Genomic DNA, 16865 nt, shown 5'->3' with positions numbered 1-16865 from the left:
ACATATCCCAACGGCAGACACAGGCCGGTGTCGATGGGCTGATCGGTGAGATCACTCGGGGAGACCGACTGACGACGACAGAGGCCCACGGCATCCGAACCGGTCGGAGCCGGTCGGAGCCGTGGGCCTCTTCCATGCCGCTGGCCGGCGGGCAAGCCGGTCAGTAGACCGGCTTGTGCGGTTCGATCTGGTTGACCCAGCCGATGACGCCGCCGCCGACGTGGACCGCGTCGGAGAAGCCCGCGGACTTCAGGACGGCCAGGACTTCCGCACTGCGGACGCCCGTCTTGCAATGCAGGACGATCTTCTTGTCCTGCGGGAGGGTCTCCAGGGCGGTGCCCATGAGGAACTCGTTCTTCGGGATCAGCTTGGCGCCCGGGATGGAGACGATCTCGTACTCGTTCGGCTCGCGGACGTCGATGATCTCGATGCTCTCGCCCTCGTCGATCCACTCCTTGAGCTGCTTCGGAGTGATCGTGGAGTCGGCGGCCGCCGCCTGGGCCTCCTCGGAGACGACGCCGCAGAAGGCCTCGTAGTCGATGAGCTCGGTGACGGTCGGGTTCTCGCCGCAGACCGCGCAGTTCGGGTCCTTGCGGACCTTGACCTGGCGGTACTGCATCTCCAGGGCGTCGTAGATCATCAGGCGGCCGACCAGCGGCTCGCCGATGCCCGCGAGGAGCTTGATGGCCTCGTTGACCTGGATGGAGCCGATGGACGCGCACAGCACGCCCAGGACGCCGCCCTCGGCGCAGGAGGGGACCATGCCGGGGGGCGGGGGCTCCGGGTAGAGGCAGCGGTAGCAGGGGCCGTGCTCGGACCAGAAGACGGAGGCCTGGCCGTCGAAGCGGTAGATCGAACCCCACACGTACGGCTTGTTCAGCAGCACGCACGCGTCGTTGACCAGGTAGCGGGTCGCGAAGTTGTCCGTGCCGTCGACGATCAGGTCGTACTGGCCGAAGATGTCCATCACGTTGTCGGCTTCCAGCCGCTCCTCGTGAAGGATCACGTTCACGTACGGGTTGATGCCCTTGACCGTGTCACGCGCGGACTCGGCCTTGGAGCGGCCGATGTCGGACTGGCTGTGGATGATCTGGCGCTGCAGGTTCGACTCGTCGACCTCGTCGAACTCCACGATGCCCAGGGTGCCCACACCCGCGGCGGCCAGGTACATCAGCGCCGGCGAGCCCAGGCCGCCCGCGCCCACACAGAGCACCTTGGCGTTCTTCAGCCGCTTCTGCCCGTCCATCCCGACATCCGGGATGATCAGGTGGCGGGAGTACCGGCGGACCTCGTCTACGGTGAGCTCAGAAGCTGGCTCGACCAGGGGTGGCAGCGACACGGGGACTCCGTTGGTCGGTCAAACAGTACGGTTGTTCTTCCCGTAACACTGCCACGGCCTTTTTCATTCCGAGACACCTGTTCCGATACGCGAGACGATGTCGTCCCAGTAGCCGGGCATCGTCTCCCAGGGGTCGGTGCGTCCGCCGTGGTCCGTGCGGTCGGTGAAGTAGATCGTCGCCGCTCCCTGCCAGCGGGCGATGCGCAGTGCCTCCTCCAGGTGGCCGCGGGGTAGGCCGTGCACGAAGTGGCAGAAGCGGTCCGGCGGGTAGTCGGCGGTCCACTCGGCGACCTGCGACCAGCGGTAGGCGGCCCAGGAGCCGGAGAAGGTGACCAGCTGGTCGGCGTTCTCGGCATAGCCCGGGTGCGGATGGGTGCCGTGGCCCAGCACGATGTGGGCGGTGTCACTGATCGCCCGGAGGGTGGTGACCGCGCGGCGGACCTCGGGGAGCGCCGCGCGGTCGGTGGGGCAGCGGTCCAGCAGGAAGCCGTCGACGTGGTACCAGTCCAGGTGGCGGTGGGCGTCGGAGAGCAGATCGGCGAAGGCGCGGGCGCCGTGGGTGAGGTCCAGGTGGCCGAGGACCCGTACCCCCGCGCCGCGCAGCCTCGCCGCCGCTTCCAGGCAGTGCGGGTCGGGACGGGTGCCCGGTCCGGCGGCCACGTTGAGGACCACCCAGTCCAGCGGGGTGCCGGGGCGGGCGAGTTCCGCCCACTGAGCGGGGGCGACCAGCGGATGGGCGTAGCCGGGGATGCCCAGGGCGGTGCGCAGGCCGGTGCTCGTGGCGCCTGCTGCGGTGCTGGTCAGATGCGGCATGCCGCCTCCATCCAGATGTCGGCCAGGGACTCTTCGAGGTTGATGCGGGGCCGCCAGCCGAGCCGGTCGCGTGCGGTGCGCACGTCGGCCTGCTGCCAGCTGCCGCAGCCGTCCGGGTACGGGTAGGCGACCGGGGCCGCGTGGTCGGAGTCGGGCCGGGGGTGGCCGATGGCGCCGCGCAGCGGGCCGGGCGGGGCGTCCAGTTCGTGCAGGGCGCCGCCGTATCCGGCCACGCGCGCGAGGACGGCGGCGGCGTCGCGCAGGCGTACGGCGCGGCCGGAGCCGATGTTGATGACGCCCTGTGCGGCGGAGAGCGAGGCGGCGTGCACGGCGCGCGCGACGTCGCGTACGTCGACGAAGTCGCGCTGGACCCCGAGGCCCCCGAGTTTGAGTTCGCCGTCGCCGGACTGCATGGCGCGCCGCATGGCCTCGGCGAGCCGGCCCAGCGGGGAGCCGGCCGGGGTGCCGGGGCCGGCCGGCGAGAAGACCCGCAGTACGACGGCGTCCAGGCCGGAGCCGAGGACCAGTTCGGTCGCGGCGAGCTTGCTGACGCCGTAGGGGCCCCCTGGGCGGGGTACGGCATCCTCGGCGGTGGAGGAGCCGGGCTGGCTCGGCCCGTACTCGGCGCTGCACCCGATCTGCACCAGACGGGCGCCGCAGCCGCTGCGGCGCAGGGCCTCGCAGACGGTGGCGACGGCGACGGTGTTGTGCCGGGTGAGGTCGCGGGCGCCGCCGCGGATGGCGCCGGCGCAGTTGATGACCACACCGGGGTGCACCGCGTCGAGGAAGCGGGTGAGTGCGCCCGGGCTGCCGGTGGCCAGGTCGAAGCGGACGTCGGCGTCGTCGCCGCGGCCGAGCGCGGTGAGCTGGACGGCCGGGTCGGCGAGGAGACGGTCGGCCACGAACCGGCCGATGTATCCGTTGGCTCCGATCAGCAGGACCCTCATCGGACGGCTCCCGGGGTGTGCGCGCCGGCGACAGCGACGGGAACGGTGTGCCTGCTGGGGCCGTGGTGGCGGCATCCGTTGAGACAGGGGCCGATATGACAGCGTCCGTTGTGACAGAAGCGTTCGGACGGATCCGCCGCCTGCCTGACGGGGCCCGCCGCCTGCCTGACGGGACGTGCGCGGCCCGAGAATCCACTGGGCCCGGAGTGCGCGTCGGCTCCGCTCGCTCTCACGGTGCCGGCGGATCCGGTCGTTCCCCGGACTCCGGCTCCGGCGGTCCCGGGGGCTCCGGACGCTCCGGGTCGGGAGGTGGTCATCTGGTCTTCTCCTTCAAAAGGGGTGGTGCGGTCGCCTCCGGCGGTCCGGGCCGGCGGCGGAAGTTCAGTCGGGGGCTCCCGTGGGCGCGTGTGCCGACGCCCGGGTCAGCGTGCGGGCGGCGTGGAGCAGCAGGGCCAGCGCCGCGGTGCCGCAGGCGAGGGCCGGGACGGCGGCCTCGCCCCACACGTGCACGAGGGCCCGGACGGGGGCCGCCAGGACGGCGCAGCCTGGCAGCCTTGCCACCGTCGGCAGGGCGAGCGCCACCGCTTCCGTGACCGCGGCGGCGCCGAGCAGCACGGCCGGGGCATGCCGGTGGTGGTGCACGGTGAGCAGTCGGGCGAGCAGGAGCAGGGCGCCCAGGGCGAGGATCTGCGGGTGGGCCCCGGGTTCGTGCAGGACGGTGCCGCAGACCAGGAGCAGTGCGGCCAGCGCGCCGAGGAAGAGCGCGAACGTGCCGTACAGCAACGGCCGGGCGGCGGCTGTGAAGTCCTCCAGGCCCCGGCTGCCGGCGAGCCTGCGGCGGGCGCCCGCGGTGAGCAGGTGGGCGCACCAGGCGGCCGGGGCGCAGGCCAGGGTGAGGGCCAGGGCGGGCGCGTCGGCCGTGGGCCAGGGGCCGTCAGGGGCGCCGGTCGGCAGGGCGTCGGGGCCGCCCGTCACGACGGCGTGCAGCAGGCCGTCGCCGAGGAGGGCGTACCCGAGGAGCCAGAGCGTCCACACGCGCGTGCCGTGCGCCGGGTGCCACACGCGCGTGCCGTGCGCCGTCCGCCACGGGTGTGTGCCGGACGGGCCGGCGAGGGGGCCGCGGCGCAGTGCGGCCCGCGTGGCGAGGGCGAGGGCGAGGATGCCGGCGAGGGCGACCAGGAGGCGGGGGCGGCCGTCGGTGAGGCGCAGTCCTGCCACGGTGGCCGTGCCGAGGGCGCCGGGCAGCAGGGTGAGCAGCATCCAGTCCGCGCGGACACGGGGCGCGGGCAGGGGCTCGGTCCCGGGGCCGCGCTCGCCGGTGCGCGGCACGCGCGCGTACAGCTCCTCGGCGAGCGAGAAGACGTCGCGGTGGCGGCAGCGGGCGGCGGTCCGGTCGGTGACGCCGTGCGCCTCCAGCCCGGCGGCGATCTCCAACGGGTCCACGGCCCGCTCGCACAGCTCCCGGTGCCGGTACAGCAATGCCTTCACGGGGTCGGCGCCACCGCGCCGGGGTGCGGCGACGCGCCGGCTGCTCGGCCCGTGACTGCCCGAATGACGGTCGTGGGCGGGCGAGCTGCCCGACTTCCCGTCATCGGCGGGCGGGTTGCTCCACTCCCCCGACCGCAGGTCCCAGGGTTCGGCTCCGCTGGGCCTTCCGGGCCGGTCCAGCCCCACCGACGTACCCCCCTCGCCCGGCTCACCGGTCGCACCGCTTCCGTGTCCGTTCCGTACGTCCATCACGCTCCCTCCGCAGCGGCCAGCGGTGTCGCGCGTACCGGCGGGGCCGTGGCCCAGCCGGGGACGGTCCGGGGCAGGACACGGGCCGTGGGGCCGGTCCAGCGGCCGGGGACGCGGGACTCGGCGGGGGTGGCGAACGGCCGTGGCTCGCCGGTGTCGTCGAGGACGACCCTGCGGACCGGACAGTGCGAGACGATCTGCAGGTAGATGTCGTGGAACGCCGCGATGTTCTGCTCGACGGTGAACAGTTCGAGCGCGCGGGCGCGCGCGGCGGCGCCCAGGCGCGCACGGCGCTCGGGGTCGCGCAGCAGGGCCACGCACGCCTCGGCGAGCGCCCGCGGATTGCGCGGCGGCACGACGAGTCCCGTGCCCCCGATGACCTCGACCACCGCGCCGACGTCGGTGGACACCGTGGCCCGGCCGCAGAACATGGCCTCGATGAGGCCGGCCGGGAAGCCCTCGACCACGCTGGACAGCACGACGACCGCGCCGGCGGCGTAGGCGTCGGGCAGCGTGGGGGCCTCCGGGCCGCCGATCTCCTCGAAGGAGACCGGGTTGTCCCCGACGGCGTGCATGCCCTCCGCCTCGTCCGGGAAGAGCTGCGCGGCGAGCGCCCGACAGTGGCCGAGGTAGGCCGCGCCCTCGGGGCCGGCGGGCGTGCCGACGACCCTGAGGCGCGCCTCGGGTTCCTCCTTGCGGACCTCGGCGAAGGCGTGCAGCAGCGAGATCAGGTCCTTGGCGGGTTCCACGCGCCCGACCCACACCAGTGTGTCCGGGTCGGCGCGGTCCGGGGCCTCGCCGACGTCCGCGAAGCGAGCGGCGTCCATGCCCGGGTGGACCGTGCGGATCCTGGCGCGGTCGGCGCCGCACCGTTCCTGCCAGCGGCGGGCGTGGGCGTTGCCGGGGGTGAGGATCTCGGCCCGCCGGTACACCTCGGTGGCGAGCCGGCGGTGGAAGGCGCCGAGCAGCGCGCGTACGGCGGGGGCGGCGGTGTCGGGGCCGAGGGCGAGATAGTGCGAGCGGAGCGGGACGCCGTACTCGGTGACGAGCAGTGGTACGTCGCAGAAGTGCCGGGCGAGCAGTCCGGGGAGGGCGGCCGAGCCGCCGGCGGTGGCGTGACAGAGGTCGGCCGCGCCGAGGCCGTCGTCGCCGTACCAGTCGAGGGAGAGGGGGCGCAGGGCGTGTTCGAGGTGTGCGGTGACGGTGAGCAGCTCGGGTACGCGCGCCTCGCGCGCCGTGCGCAGCGCGCCGGGGGCGCGGCAGGCGCGTTCGAGAGTGCGCACGGCGGCGTCCGAGCGCAGGGCGCCGACCAGCCCGCCCTTGTCGCGGGCGAGTTCGGCGAGTCCGTACAGCGCGCTGCCGAAACGGTCCGCCAGAGCGGTGGCCCCCTCCTCGGGGGCGGCATCGGCGCCGGTACCGGCGCACAGCGCGGCGACCAGTTCGCCGTAGCACTCGGTGAAGCGCCGGCGCGCGCGCCGCCCGTGGGCGACCCCGTCGTCCTCGGCCGTCCACAGCGGCGCCGTGCGCACCCCGCTGATCTGCGGTGGGAGCGCGACCCAGCCGTCGTCCTCCTGGTGCCGGCTGCGGCTGAGCGCGTAGATGTCGAACTCGTGCTGCTCGAGCCCGCGCACGAGCCGGTCGCACCAGAGTCCGGCGTCACCGCCCACAAACGGGTAGCCACCCTCGGTAAGCAGTCCGATACGCACGTGTGCACCCCCGATCTCCCGTCCGGTGAGCCGCCCTGGCCCGGCGGCTCGCAGCGGGACGAACGTAAGGGGACAAGGCGGTGGCGCGACGGACGGTTGTCCATCGCGCCACCAAAAGGGGTGAACGGGCGTAACTTTCGCGTGCGGGTCGCGTTCGACCGCGCTAGGGTTTCACAGCGCGGTCAGCCGTGCACGAAACGTCACGCCGCGGCCGGTTCACGGCGAGCTGCCCGCCGCCGGGCCGCCAGGTCCGGGTCGAGCGCCGGTACGGCGTCCAGGAGCTGCCGGGTGTAGGGCTCGCGGGGGCTGTCGTAGACCTCGTCCGCCGGCCCGTACTCGACGACCCGGCCCCCGCGCATCACCGCGACGCGATCGCTCACCTGCCGTACGACGGCGAGGTCGTGCGCGATGAAGACGAGGGCGAGGCCGAGTTCCCGCTGGAGTTCGCCGAGCAGTTCGACCACCTGTGCCTGTGTCGTGACGTCGAGCGCGGAGACGGGCTCGTCGCAGACGATGACACCCGGTTCGGCGGCGAGTGCGCGGGCGATGCCGATGCGCTGGCGCTGTCCGCCGCTGAACTCGTGCGGGTAGCGGTCGTAGTGCGCCCTGTCGAGCCCCACGCGCTCCAGCAGTTCCCGCACGCGCCCCTGGATGCGCCCCTCATCGCGTTCCCCACGCGCGCGTAGCGGATCGGCGATCGACTCGCCCACGCTGCGACGCGGATTGAGGGAGGAGACGGGGTCCTGGAAGACCATCTGGACGGCCGGGTTCACGCCGGTGTGCGGGCGGCCCTCGTGGCGGATCGTGCCGGCGGTGGGCTCCAGCAGCCCGACGAGCATCCGGCCGAGGGTGGTCTTGCCGCTGCCGCTCTCGCCGACCACGCCGAGGGTCTCGCCGCGCCGGACGGTCACCGAGACGTCGTCCACGGCCGCGAAGGCCCGCTTGCCGCGCCCGAACTCGCGTCGCAGGCCGGTGGCCTCCAGTACGACCTCGTCGGTGGCCGGGGAGCCGGTGCGGCGCGCGTCCACGCGCGGGACCGCGTCGAGCAGTTCACGGGTGTACGCCTCGGCGGGCGCCGCGAGGACCGTGCCGACCGGGCCGTGCTCGACCGCCCTGCCGTGCCGCATGACGAGGATGTCGTCCACACTCTCCGCGGCGACGCCCACGTCATGGGTGACCAGCAGCAGGCCCATGCCGGTCTCCTCGCGCAAGGTGTGCAGCAGGTCGAGGATCTGGGCCTGGACGGTGACGTCGAGGGCGGTGGTCGGCTCGTCGGCGATCAGCAGGTCCGGTTCGCAGGCGAGTGCCATGGCGATGAGCGCGCGCTGGCGCATGCCGCCGCTGAACTCGTGCGGGCGGGACCGGGAGCGCCGGGCCGCGTCCGGAATTCCCACTCGCTCCAGTACCTCCACGGCACGCGCGCGTGCGCTACGACGCGACACGCGCGCGTGGACGCGGTGGACCTCGGCGATCTGGTCACCGATCGCGTAGTACGGGTCCAGCGAGGACAGCGGGTCCTGGAAGACCATGGCGGCCCTGGCACCGCGCAGCCGCCGCACTTCCTCGTCGGAGGCCTCCCGCACGTCGGTGCCTGCGACGCGCACCGAGCCGGTGACCCGCGCCCCGGTGCCCCGGTGCAGGCCCAGCAGGGCGCCCGCGACCGTGGACTTGCCGGAGCCGGACTCGCCGACGAGGGCGAGTGCGGCGCCCTCGGCCAGGCTGAAGGAGAGCCCGTCCACGGCCCGCAGCGAGCCGAACTCGACGGTCAGGTCCGTCACTTCCACCAGGCTCATGCGAGCACCACCCGTCGGTCGGCCACCGCGTACAGGACGTCCGCGACGGCGTTGGCGAGGACCACGAAGAAGCCGATGACGAGGACCATGCCGACGACCACCGGCAGGTCGACGACCTTCACCGCGTGCACCAGCTCCTGGCCGATGCCGGGCAGGCCGAAGAGGGTCTCGGTGAGGACGGCGCCGCCGACGGCCGAGCCGACGTTGTTGGCGTTCAGCGCGATCACGGGTGCGAGGGCGCCGCGCAGCGCGTGCCGTCCGACGACGGACCGCTCGGCGACGCCGTACGCCCGGAAGGTGCGGATGTGGTCCTCGGCGAGGGTCTCCAGCATCGAGGCCCGGGTGAGGCGGGCGAAGGCGGCCGCCTCGATCAGGGCGAGGGAGAACCACGGCAGCAGCAGGTTCCACGCCCATTGTTCGGGATCGTCGGTGAAGTTCACGTACTGGGGGAAGGGCAGCAGCTGCAGTTCGCCACAGACGACGATCATCAGCACCAGGCCGATGACGAAGACGGGCGTGGCCACGCCCGTGAGGGTGACGGCGGTCAGTACACGCTCGGAGACCCGGCCGCGCCGCCACGCGGACAGCACTCCGGTGCCGACGCCGAGGAGAAGCCACAGCACCATGGCGCCGAGCACGAGCGACAGGCTGACCGGCAGCTTGGCCCAGATGATGTCCAGCACCTGCTGATCGGTCTGGTACGACTGCCCCAGGCAGGGTGCGGCGCAGTGCTCGACCGAGGTGCCCGTGGAGTAGTCCTGGCCGGCGAACAGGCCCTCCAGGAAGTGCCAGTACCGCAGGTACAGCGGGTCGCCGAGGTTCAGCTGCCGGGCGACCTGGTGCACCTGTTCCGGCGAGCAGCGCGGGCCGCAGGTGATCTGCGCGACGTCGCCGGGGGTGACGTAGAAGACGACGTAGACGATCACCGAGATGGCGAGCAGGGTGACCACCGTGCCGACGGCACGGCGCAGCAGGAAGCCGCCGAAGCCGCTCATGCGGATGCCTCCTTCTCGGGTACGCCGGGCGTGGCGGAGTCCGCGCGGCCGGTGCCGACGCGCAGGCGGGAGGCGGCGCGCGGGTCGAGGGCGGTGCGCACGCCGTCGCCGAGGACGGTGAGGGCGAGGACGGTGACGAACAGGGCGCCGGCCGGCAGCAGCAGGTACTGGGGCGCGGCCTGGTACCAGACGTCGGCGGCGGTCAGCATCTGTCCCCAGGACGGAGTGGGCGGTTTGACGCCGACACCGAGGAAGGACAGGGCCGCCTCGACGGAGATGTTCGTGGGCACCAGCAGCGCGGCGTACGTGATGACGGGCGCCGCGAGACCGGGCAGCAGTTCGCGGCGGGCGACCCGCCAGGCGCTCCAGCCGCTCAGACGGGCGGCGAAGACGTAGTCGAGCCCCTTCAGGGTGAGCGTCTGGGCGCGCACGATCTTCGCGATGCTGCCCCAGCCGATCAGGCCGATGACAAGGGTGACGAGGACGGGCCGCGGAAAGCTCGACGGCACGATCGCCAGCAGCGCCAGCGCCATGATCATCAGCGGCATGGCGACGATGACGTCCGTGGCCCGGCTCAACAGTTGATCAACCCATCGGCTGCCGAGCGCCGAGGCCACACCGACAGCGACCCCGATGGCGACCTGCACCGCCGTCGCCGCCAGCGCCACCCCCAGCGACACCCGCGCCCCGTACACCAGCCGCGCGAACATGTCGCGGCCGGTCTGGGGTTCGACGCCAAGCCAGTGGTCGGCGCTCATGCCGCCGAAGGAGCCGACGGGCACGCCGCCGCGCGCGGAGTCGATCAGGGACGGGTGGTACGAGGTGGGGTCCTGGCCCTCCAGCGCGGTGAGCAGCGGCGCGGCGAGCGCGATCAGGACCAGCAGCGCGACCACGGCCGCGGCGACCAGGGCGGCGCGCTGCGCCCGCAGCCGCCGCCAGAACCGACGGGCCCCCGGGACCGCCGGGACGGCAGTGTCCGTCCCGGCGGTCCCGACGGCGACAAGTGCCTCGCTCACGGCGCTACTTCACCGCGACCTGGGAGATGTCGAGGACGCCGGTCCAGTCGCTGATGACGACGTTCTTGACGTCCGAGCCGTACAGGCGCTTGTAGACCGGGTGGAACAGCGGCACGACGAGGGCCTTGTCGCCGATCTTCTTGTCCAGTGCACCCCACCGCTTGGCGGCGGCGTCGAGGTCGGTCAACTTGTTGATCGCGTCAATCTCGTCATTGACCGACGTGTCGTCGAGCAGGCCCGTGTTGAAGTTCGCGCCGTCCTTGACGATCTGCCGGCCGTCGAAGATCGGGGCGAGGAAGGGACCGCCGGAAGGCCAGTCGGCACCCCAGTGCGCGAGGAAGAAACCGGGCTCGGTCTTCACGCTGTGGATCTTGTCCCGGTAGTCGTTGTCCTCCAGGCCCTGCAGCTTGACCGTGATGCCGGCCTTCTTGAGCGCGTCCTGGACGGCGGTCGCGATCTCCGGACTGGTCTCGAAGTCCTTGGCGTTGGAGTGGGTCAGCGTCACCGTGAGCCCGCTCTTGTGACCGGCCTGGGCGAGCAGTTCCTTGGCCTTGGCCGGGTTGCCGGAGGCACCGGCCGGGAACGGGTCGTACGGCGTGTAACCGAAGGACTTCTGGTTCGGCAGGAAGGTGGTGGCGGGCTCGGCGAGCGCGCTGCCGCCGGCCGCGTTGACCACCGAGGACCGGTCGACGGCGTAGGCGATCGCCTGCCGCACCTTGGGGTTGTCGAACGGCTTCACGGTCGGGTTGAACGCGATGTAGTCGGTGTAGCCGAAGTGGCCGGTGCCCACGCGCGCGGCCAGTTCCTTGTCACCGCCGACCTTGGCGAGCTCGGCCGGACCGAGGTTGGTGTCCGTGGTGACCGCGGCCGCGTCCGCACCCCGGGACGCGGACAGCCGCTGGTTGATCACGGAGGAGTCCAGCCCGGAGCGGACGTCGATGGTGTCCGGGTAGGCCTTGCGCTCGTCGTCGGTGACCGCCGACCAGTTCGTGTTGCGCGTAAGGAGCACGTGCTCGCCGTCGTTCTCGTTCTTGACGACCTTGTACGGGCCGGACGAGACCGGGTGCTCCTCGTACTTGGTGCCGTTGTCCTTGCTCTTGGGCACGGGGGCGAACTGCGTCTGCGTGGCGAGGAACGGGAACTCGCCCTCGGGCTTGTTCAGATGGAAGACGATGGTCCGCGCATCCGGTGTCTCGATCGCCGAGAGACCCTTCTTGTCCTTGTAGGGCCCCTGGTAGTGGGCCGCGCCGACCAGCCAGTCCCTCAAGTAGGGCGCGCCGCCGGAGAGTTCGGGGGCGAAGGAGCGCTCGATGCCGTACTTGATGTCGGCGGAGGTGATCGGCGTGCCGTCCTCGAACTTGAGGCCCTTCTTCAGGGTGTACGTCCACACGGTCGCGTTCTTGCTGGGGCGTCCGGTGTCGGTGGCGAGGTCGGGGACGACCTTGGCGCCGGCCGCTCCGTTCTCGCGGTTGCGCGTGGTGAGGGTGCGGAAGACCAGCGAAGGGACGTTTCCGCCGCCGGAGGTGTAGAGGCGGGCGGGGTCGAAGTCGGTCTGCGGCTCGGAGTTCAGCACCGTCAGCGTGCCGCCCTTGCGGGGCGCCGAGTCGCCGCCGGAGCCCTTGGCATCGTTGTCCTTCGGGCCGCAGGCGGCGGCGCCCGCTGCCACGACCAGGCTGACGGATGCCGCTGCCACGCGGCGCGCTACGACGGACGGTTGACGCATCGGAATGACGACCTCTCGGATACTGAGACTCATGGACGAGGAGTGAGACGATTACGGGCAGACGTCAGCCTCGGCGTCGGGTCGTCGAAAAATCCGTGACTCGGTCACGGATGCGGTCCGTGACCGAGTCACGATGCAGAAAGAGGAGAAGGATCGCGACGCGAACGCCAGGGAGGCGGCGTCAGCGACAGTGGATGTCGGCCACGCAGAGTGCGGTCACACCGATGAGCGCCAGCTCGATGGCGGCGCTCTCAGAGACGGCATGACTAGACCACATGCGCAGAAATATGAACGAACTTACGGCTCATGTCAATGTGACATGAGCGGGACCAGTCAACTCGTGGGATACGGCCAGGGGTTGGGCAGACAGTGGATTCCGTCATGGTTCAGGAACTTGGTCTGCTGCTGCATGACGGGGGCGAGTTCGCCGTCCTTCTGGCACGTCACATGGCCGTGGCCGAGCCGGTGACCGACCTCGTGGTTGATCAACATCAGCCGGTAGGCATGGATTTTGTCCCCGTACGTCTTGCTTCCCTGGGCCCATCTGTACGCATTGATCATCACGCGTTCGGTGGCGGCCGAGTCACAGGAGACGTTGTCCTCCGTGGTGTCCAGCCCGGACTTGGCGCACCACTTGGCGGTCGTACCGGGACTGGCGAGCGTGATCACGAAGTCGGGCTTGCCGGAGGAGATCCGCTCGAAGGTACGGGCACCGCCGTGGGCCCAACTGCGGTCGTCGTTCAGGGTCTTCTGCACGGCCTCGGCGAACAGCTCGCCGTCCAGCCCCAGACCCTGCTCGACGTCCACGCGGTAGGTGTACTTCTGCCCCTTGCCGGGCGCCTTGGCGAAACCGGGCACCGCGTCGAACTTCCCCGGCCCCTTCATCGTGGCGCTGAGCGGGTAGGTCCGGCCCATCTTCTGCTCGTACGACAGCGTGGTCGTGCCCGGCGAGGCCGACGGGGTCTGTCCGCCGGGGCCTGCGTCACGGGCCTGGTCGGTGGCGGAGTGCGACGGTACGGAGCCGCCGTCGCGCGACTCGGTCACCTGTCCGGCGACGACCACCGCGAGCACCGTGGTGACGGCGGCCGCGGCAATGCCGGTGAAGGTCCGGGCGCGCGGCGTTCCCTGGGGGGCGGTACCGCCGTCCAGCGGCTGCGGCTGCGGTGCGGTCGCCCGCGCGGTTCCCCGCGCCCCCGGCGGGGCGCTGTCGCCGTGGCCGTCCGCCTCCGGCGCGTCGGTTGGGTGCTGCTCGGCGGGGCGGGGCTTCCCCACGCGGGGCGCGAAGACATCGACGTCGTCCTCGGCGCCGAGAGCGCCGGCGCGCCCGTCGGCGAAGGCGTCGAGGTACTCCTGCCGGGGCCCCGTGCCGGACCCCTGCCCCGCCGGCCGCTGCTGCGGCAGCGCGCCGCCTGGACCGGACGCCCCCGCGAACTGCCCCCAGCCGCCCCCGGCTTCCCGCTGCTCGGGGTGCCCACCACGCGCGGGGGCACCCTCATGAAGGCGGGGCGCACCGTGTGCGGAGGTGCCGTCGGGGCGCCTGGGCATGCCGTGAGCGGGGGTGCCATCACCGAAACGCGGCACTCCGTGAGCCGGGGTGCCGTCAGCAAGCCTCGGCACACCCTGCGTGGGCGTGCCGTCCGGAAGCCTCGGGACACCATGCCCCGGCGTGCCGTCGGGAAGACGCGGCACACCGTGGGCAGGCGTGCCCTCGCCGAAGCCGGACACACCACGCGGGGGCAAGCCGTCGCCGAGACGCGGTACTCCGTGAACCGGAGTGCCGTCCGGGAACGTCGCCGGCCCCTGGGGGGCGCGCGGCGGATGGCCGGCGGCGGCACCCGCCCCGCCCATCGGCGCCTGACGCCGGCCCTGCGGCACGGGGCGCTGCCCCTGCGACCCCTGGCGTTGCCCCGGCAACCGTGGTTGTCCGCCGCTCTGGACCGGAATGTCCCCGCCGTCACCCGGGCGGGTGCCCTGCTGTTCGCTGCGCCTGGCGGTTGTGTCCGCGGCGTCGCCCTTGGGGGCCGGACCCCGGCGGCTGTGGCGTCCCACGCCGGCCTCAGCTCCCCGCGCCCGAATCGGTGCCGCCGTCCCCGGTCGCCGCGAGGAGTTCCCGGAACGCCGTGGCCACCACCTCCGGATACTCCATCATCGCCACGTGCCCGGCGTCCGGCAGGGACAGCAGGCGGGAGTCGCGGAAGGCTCGGGCGGCCCGGTGGGCCATGCGGAAGCCGATCAGCTGGTCGCGGCCGCCGTAGATGAGCAGGGTCGGCGCGAGCACGCGCTCGGCCTGGCGCCACAGGCCGTGCTGTCCGCCGAGCGTGTAGGCGTTGACGATCCCGCGCGCGGAGCGGGCCATCGCATCCCAGAAGTACGGCAGCTGCAGCCGCCGCTCCAGCTCCTCCACGGCGTGCCGGAACGCCTCGGGCGACACGCGCGCGGGGTCGCCGTAACAGAGCGCCAGGACCCCGCGCACCCGCTGTTCAGCGGTCCACCCCTTGGTCAACCGGGTGAACAGGGCGGCGACACCGGGCACCCCGAGCAGTGCGGTCGGCGCCGCGGTGCGCTGGATGCGCAGCTCCGGCAGGGCGGGCGACACCAGGGTGAGCGTGCGGACCAGGTCGGGTCGTACGGCGGCCACGCGCGTGGCGACCGCGCCGCCGAGCGAGTTGCCGAACAGGTGGACCGGGCCGCGCCCGGCCGCGTCGAGATAACGGATCACCGCGCGCGCGTGCCCGGTGACGGAGTAGTTCCCGTCGTCCGGGGGCGGGGAGTCGCCGAAGCCCGGCAGGTCGACCGCCTCGCTGTCCACGACGCCGTCCAGCTCGGCCATCAGCGCCGACCAGTTCTGCGAGGAGCCGCCGAGCCCGTGCACGTACAGGGCGGGCGGCAGGCCCTCGCGCGCCGGCGGGCGGGACCGGATCGACAGGGTGACCCCGGGCAGTCCCACGGACCGCAGCCGTTCGCCCTCCGCGACCCGGACGGGTGCCACCTTCGGAAGCACACTGGCGGCCGACACGGACGGCGACTCGGTCGAAGACATGCGGCAATGTTACGAGGTGATCACGCCGAGGTTCGTGTGGTGGCCGTCACAGAATGAACCGTGGGTGACGGGTGAACCGGAATGAGCGCGGACAGCGCGCGGGCCGTCCGCGAGCGGTGAACAGGGGCAAGAACGGACGAGACGGCATGGCGTCCGGATCTGCTGTCTCCTAGGCTCATACAGAGGGCACCCGCATGTGGCCCCTGCTTCTTCCAGGGACGTTCGTAGGAAGGGAGCCCACCATGGCCTATGACCCGACCGAGCCCGACGCGATCGACGAACTGGAGGTCGACACGGCCCCGGAGATCGATGTGGAGGCCCCCGAGGTGGACGCCGCCGAGCAGCACGCCGACATCAGGCCGGACCGGGACGACCCCCTGACGGGAGTGGATCCGGAGCGCGCGAACGAGGCCGATCTGGTCGAACAAACGCGCGTGGTCTCACTCGACGAGGACGACTACCGCTGACGTCGGCGCACTCCCGCGACCGCACCAGGGGCACACTGCCGCTTTCGCCGCCGTCCGGTACGTGAAATTCTGCGCACGCACCGCGCACGCCACGGTTACCGAAAAGTACGATGGCGACGCGGCTGACACCGCGATATGGACGACTTTGGGAGGCGGCGTGACAGCCATCGAGCAAACTGAGGCGGTACGCCCACGTGGCACCCGTCTGCCGCGCCGAGCCCGACGGAACCAGCTGCTGGGCGCCGCTCAGGAGGTTTTCGTCGCGCAGGGCTATCACGCGGCCGCGATGGACGACATCGCCGAGCGGGCCGGCGTCAGCAAGCCGGTGCTCTACCAGCACTTCCCCGGCAAGCTCGACCTCTACCTCGCCCTGTTGGACCAGCACTGCGAGTCGCTGATCCAGTCCGTGCGCAGCGCGCTGGCGTCGACGACCGACAACAAGCAGCGGGTCCGGGCCACCATGGACGCCTATTTCGCGTACGTCGAGGACGACGGCGGCGCCTTCCGGCTGGTCTTCGAGTCGGACCTGACGAACGAGCCGGCGGTGCGCGAGCGCGTCGACAAGGTCACCAACGACTGTGCCGAGGCGATCTGCGACGTCATCGCCGAGGACACCGGCCTCTCACGCGCGGAGTCGATGCTGCTCGCCTCCGGCCTCGGCGGTCTCGCCCAGGTGGTGGCCCGCTCCTGGCTGCACAGCGACCGCAGCGTGCCGCGCGAACAGGCGGTGCAGCTGCTGACGTCGCTGGCCTGGCGGGGCATCGCCGGCTTCCCGCTGCACGGCAGCGAACACCACTGACGGCCGTTCGTTCCCGTCCGCTGTTCGCTGACGGCGTTCCGGCCCGCAGCGTGTACGTCCCCTCACCGGACTAATGTGTCCTGGGTACGGCGCGGAAGATCGCGCACATCACTGACCGTCGGAGGGACAAAGCCGTGGAGGTCAAGATCGGCGTGCAGCACGCGCCCCGCGAGATCGTTCTGGAGAGCGGTCAGAGCGTCGAGGAGGTCGAGCGCCTGGTGTCGGAGGCGCTGTCCGGCAAGACGCAGCTGCTGAGCCTCCAGGACGAGAAGGGCCGCAAGGTCCTGGTGCCGACCGACCGTCTGGCGTACGTGGAGATCGGCGAGCCGACCGTGCGCAAGGTGGGGTTCGGCGCGCTGTAGGCCGACCTCGTGAGAAGGGCCCGGCGGCCTGTTGCCGCCGGGCCCTCGCGCATGCACGACGCACACAGGTGGCGCACAACTTCTCCACAGCGGAGGATTGTGCTCCGCAGGTCACGGGTATGACGGGC

The 16865-nt window shown here is 72.2% G+C and carries 15 protein-coding genes; 3 read left to right on the top strand and 12 right to left on the bottom strand.

Annotated elements, in window-relative coordinates; all coding sequences use genetic code 11:
• Positions 1-160 precede the first annotated feature (160 nt).
• The 12 genes from moeZ to ACIGXP_RS05630 form a co-directional block, all read right to left on the bottom strand.
• Positions 161-1339 carry an adenylyltransferase/sulfurtransferase MoeZ gene (moeZ, locus tag ACIGXP_RS05685; protein ID WP_363218336.1) on the bottom strand — a complete coding sequence of 393 codons (1179 nt, stop codon included), beginning with the start codon at positions 1337-1339 and terminating at the stop codon, positions 161-163.
• A 63-nt stretch (positions 1340-1402) separates the two neighbouring features.
• Complete coding sequence (locus tag ACIGXP_RS05680; protein ID WP_399764344.1) at positions 1403-2152, bottom strand: spherulation-specific family 4 protein; 750 nt, start codon at positions 2150-2152, stop codon at positions 1403-1405.
• On the bottom strand, positions 2140-3099 hold the full coding sequence (locus ACIGXP_RS05675) for an NAD-dependent epimerase/dehydratase family protein (protein WP_399764342.1): 960 nt from the start codon (positions 3097-3099) through the stop codon (positions 2140-2142). The genes ACIGXP_RS05680 and ACIGXP_RS05675 overlap by 13 nt, the downstream gene beginning before the upstream one ends.
• Positions 3100-3480: 381 nt before the next feature.
• Positions 3481-4587: a hypothetical protein gene (locus tag ACIGXP_RS05670; RefSeq protein ID WP_399764866.1), complete on the bottom strand. Its 1107-nt coding sequence runs from the start codon at positions 4585-4587 to the stop codon at positions 3481-3483.
• Positions 4588-4835: 248 nt separating this feature from the next.
• Positions 4836-6542, bottom strand: a complete 1707-nt coding sequence (locus tag ACIGXP_RS05665; RefSeq protein ID WP_399764340.1) for a DUF3492 domain-containing protein — start codon at positions 6540-6542, stop codon at positions 4836-4838.
• A 200-nt stretch (positions 6543-6742) separates the two neighbouring features.
• A complete protein-coding gene (locus ACIGXP_RS05660) occupies positions 6743-8335 on the bottom strand; it encodes a dipeptide ABC transporter ATP-binding protein (RefSeq protein WP_399764337.1) in 1593 nt (530 codons plus the stop codon).
• On the bottom strand, positions 8332-9330 hold the full coding sequence (locus ACIGXP_RS05655; RefSeq protein WP_363218342.1) for an ABC transporter permease: 999 nt from the start codon (positions 9328-9330) through the stop codon (positions 8332-8334). The genes ACIGXP_RS05660 and ACIGXP_RS05655 overlap by 4 nt, the downstream gene beginning before the upstream one ends.
• The gene (locus tag ACIGXP_RS05650; protein WP_399764333.1) at positions 9327-10346 is read right to left on the bottom strand and encodes an ABC transporter permease; all 1020 of its coding nucleotides are present in this window, start codon (positions 10344-10346) and stop codon (positions 9327-9329) included. Before ACIGXP_RS05650 ends, ACIGXP_RS05655 begins: the two co-directional genes overlap by 4 nt.
• 4 nt (positions 10347-10350) lie before the next feature.
• Positions 10351-12069 carry an ABC transporter substrate-binding protein gene (locus tag ACIGXP_RS05645; protein WP_399764863.1) on the bottom strand — a complete coding sequence of 573 codons (1719 nt, stop codon included), beginning with the start codon at positions 12067-12069 and terminating at the stop codon, positions 10351-10353.
• A 181-nt stretch (positions 12070-12250) separates the two neighbouring features.
• On the bottom strand, positions 12251-12346 hold the full coding sequence (locus ACIGXP_RS05640; protein WP_363216047.1) for an Ms4533A family Cys-rich leader peptide: 96 nt from the start codon (positions 12344-12346) through the stop codon (positions 12251-12253).
• 56 nt (positions 12347-12402) lie between these two features.
• Positions 12403-14118 carry a DUF3152 domain-containing protein gene (locus ACIGXP_RS05635; RefSeq protein WP_399764330.1) on the bottom strand — a complete coding sequence of 572 codons (1716 nt, stop codon included), beginning with the start codon at positions 14116-14118 and terminating at the stop codon, positions 12403-12405.
• Positions 14119-14125: 7 nt separating this feature from the next.
• Positions 14126-15109, bottom strand: coding sequence for an alpha/beta fold hydrolase (locus ACIGXP_RS05630; RefSeq protein ID WP_399764327.1), 984 nt, complete (start codon positions 15107-15109; stop codon positions 14126-14128).
• Between the two features lie 242 nt (positions 15110-15351).
• Between ACIGXP_RS05630 and ACIGXP_RS05625 the strand changes: the two genes are divergently transcribed.
• From ACIGXP_RS05625 to ACIGXP_RS05615, 3 genes are all read left to right on the top strand, one after another.
• On the top strand, positions 15352-15576 hold the full coding sequence (locus tag ACIGXP_RS05625; protein WP_363216044.1) for a hypothetical protein: 225 nt from the start codon (positions 15352-15354) through the stop codon (positions 15574-15576).
• Positions 15577-15733: 157 nt separating this feature from the next.
• Positions 15734-16375 (top strand): TetR/AcrR family transcriptional regulator, encoded by a 642-nt coding sequence (locus tag ACIGXP_RS05620; RefSeq protein ID WP_363216043.1) that lies wholly within the window; start codon positions 15734-15736, stop codon positions 16373-16375.
• Positions 16376-16509: 134 nt separating this feature from the next.
• A complete protein-coding gene (locus ACIGXP_RS05615; RefSeq protein ID WP_225827234.1) occupies positions 16510-16737 on the top strand; it encodes a DUF3107 domain-containing protein in 228 nt (75 codons plus the stop codon).
• Positions 16738-16865 lie beyond the last annotated feature (128 nt).

Origin of the sequence: Streptomyces sp. NPDC053069, assembly GCF_044546895.1 — a bacterium.
In the GTDB taxonomy this organism is placed as follows: Bacteria; Actinomycetota; Actinomycetes; order Streptomycetales; family Streptomycetaceae; genus Streptomyces.
This window is presented reverse-complemented; position numbering and strand designations above follow the sequence as displayed.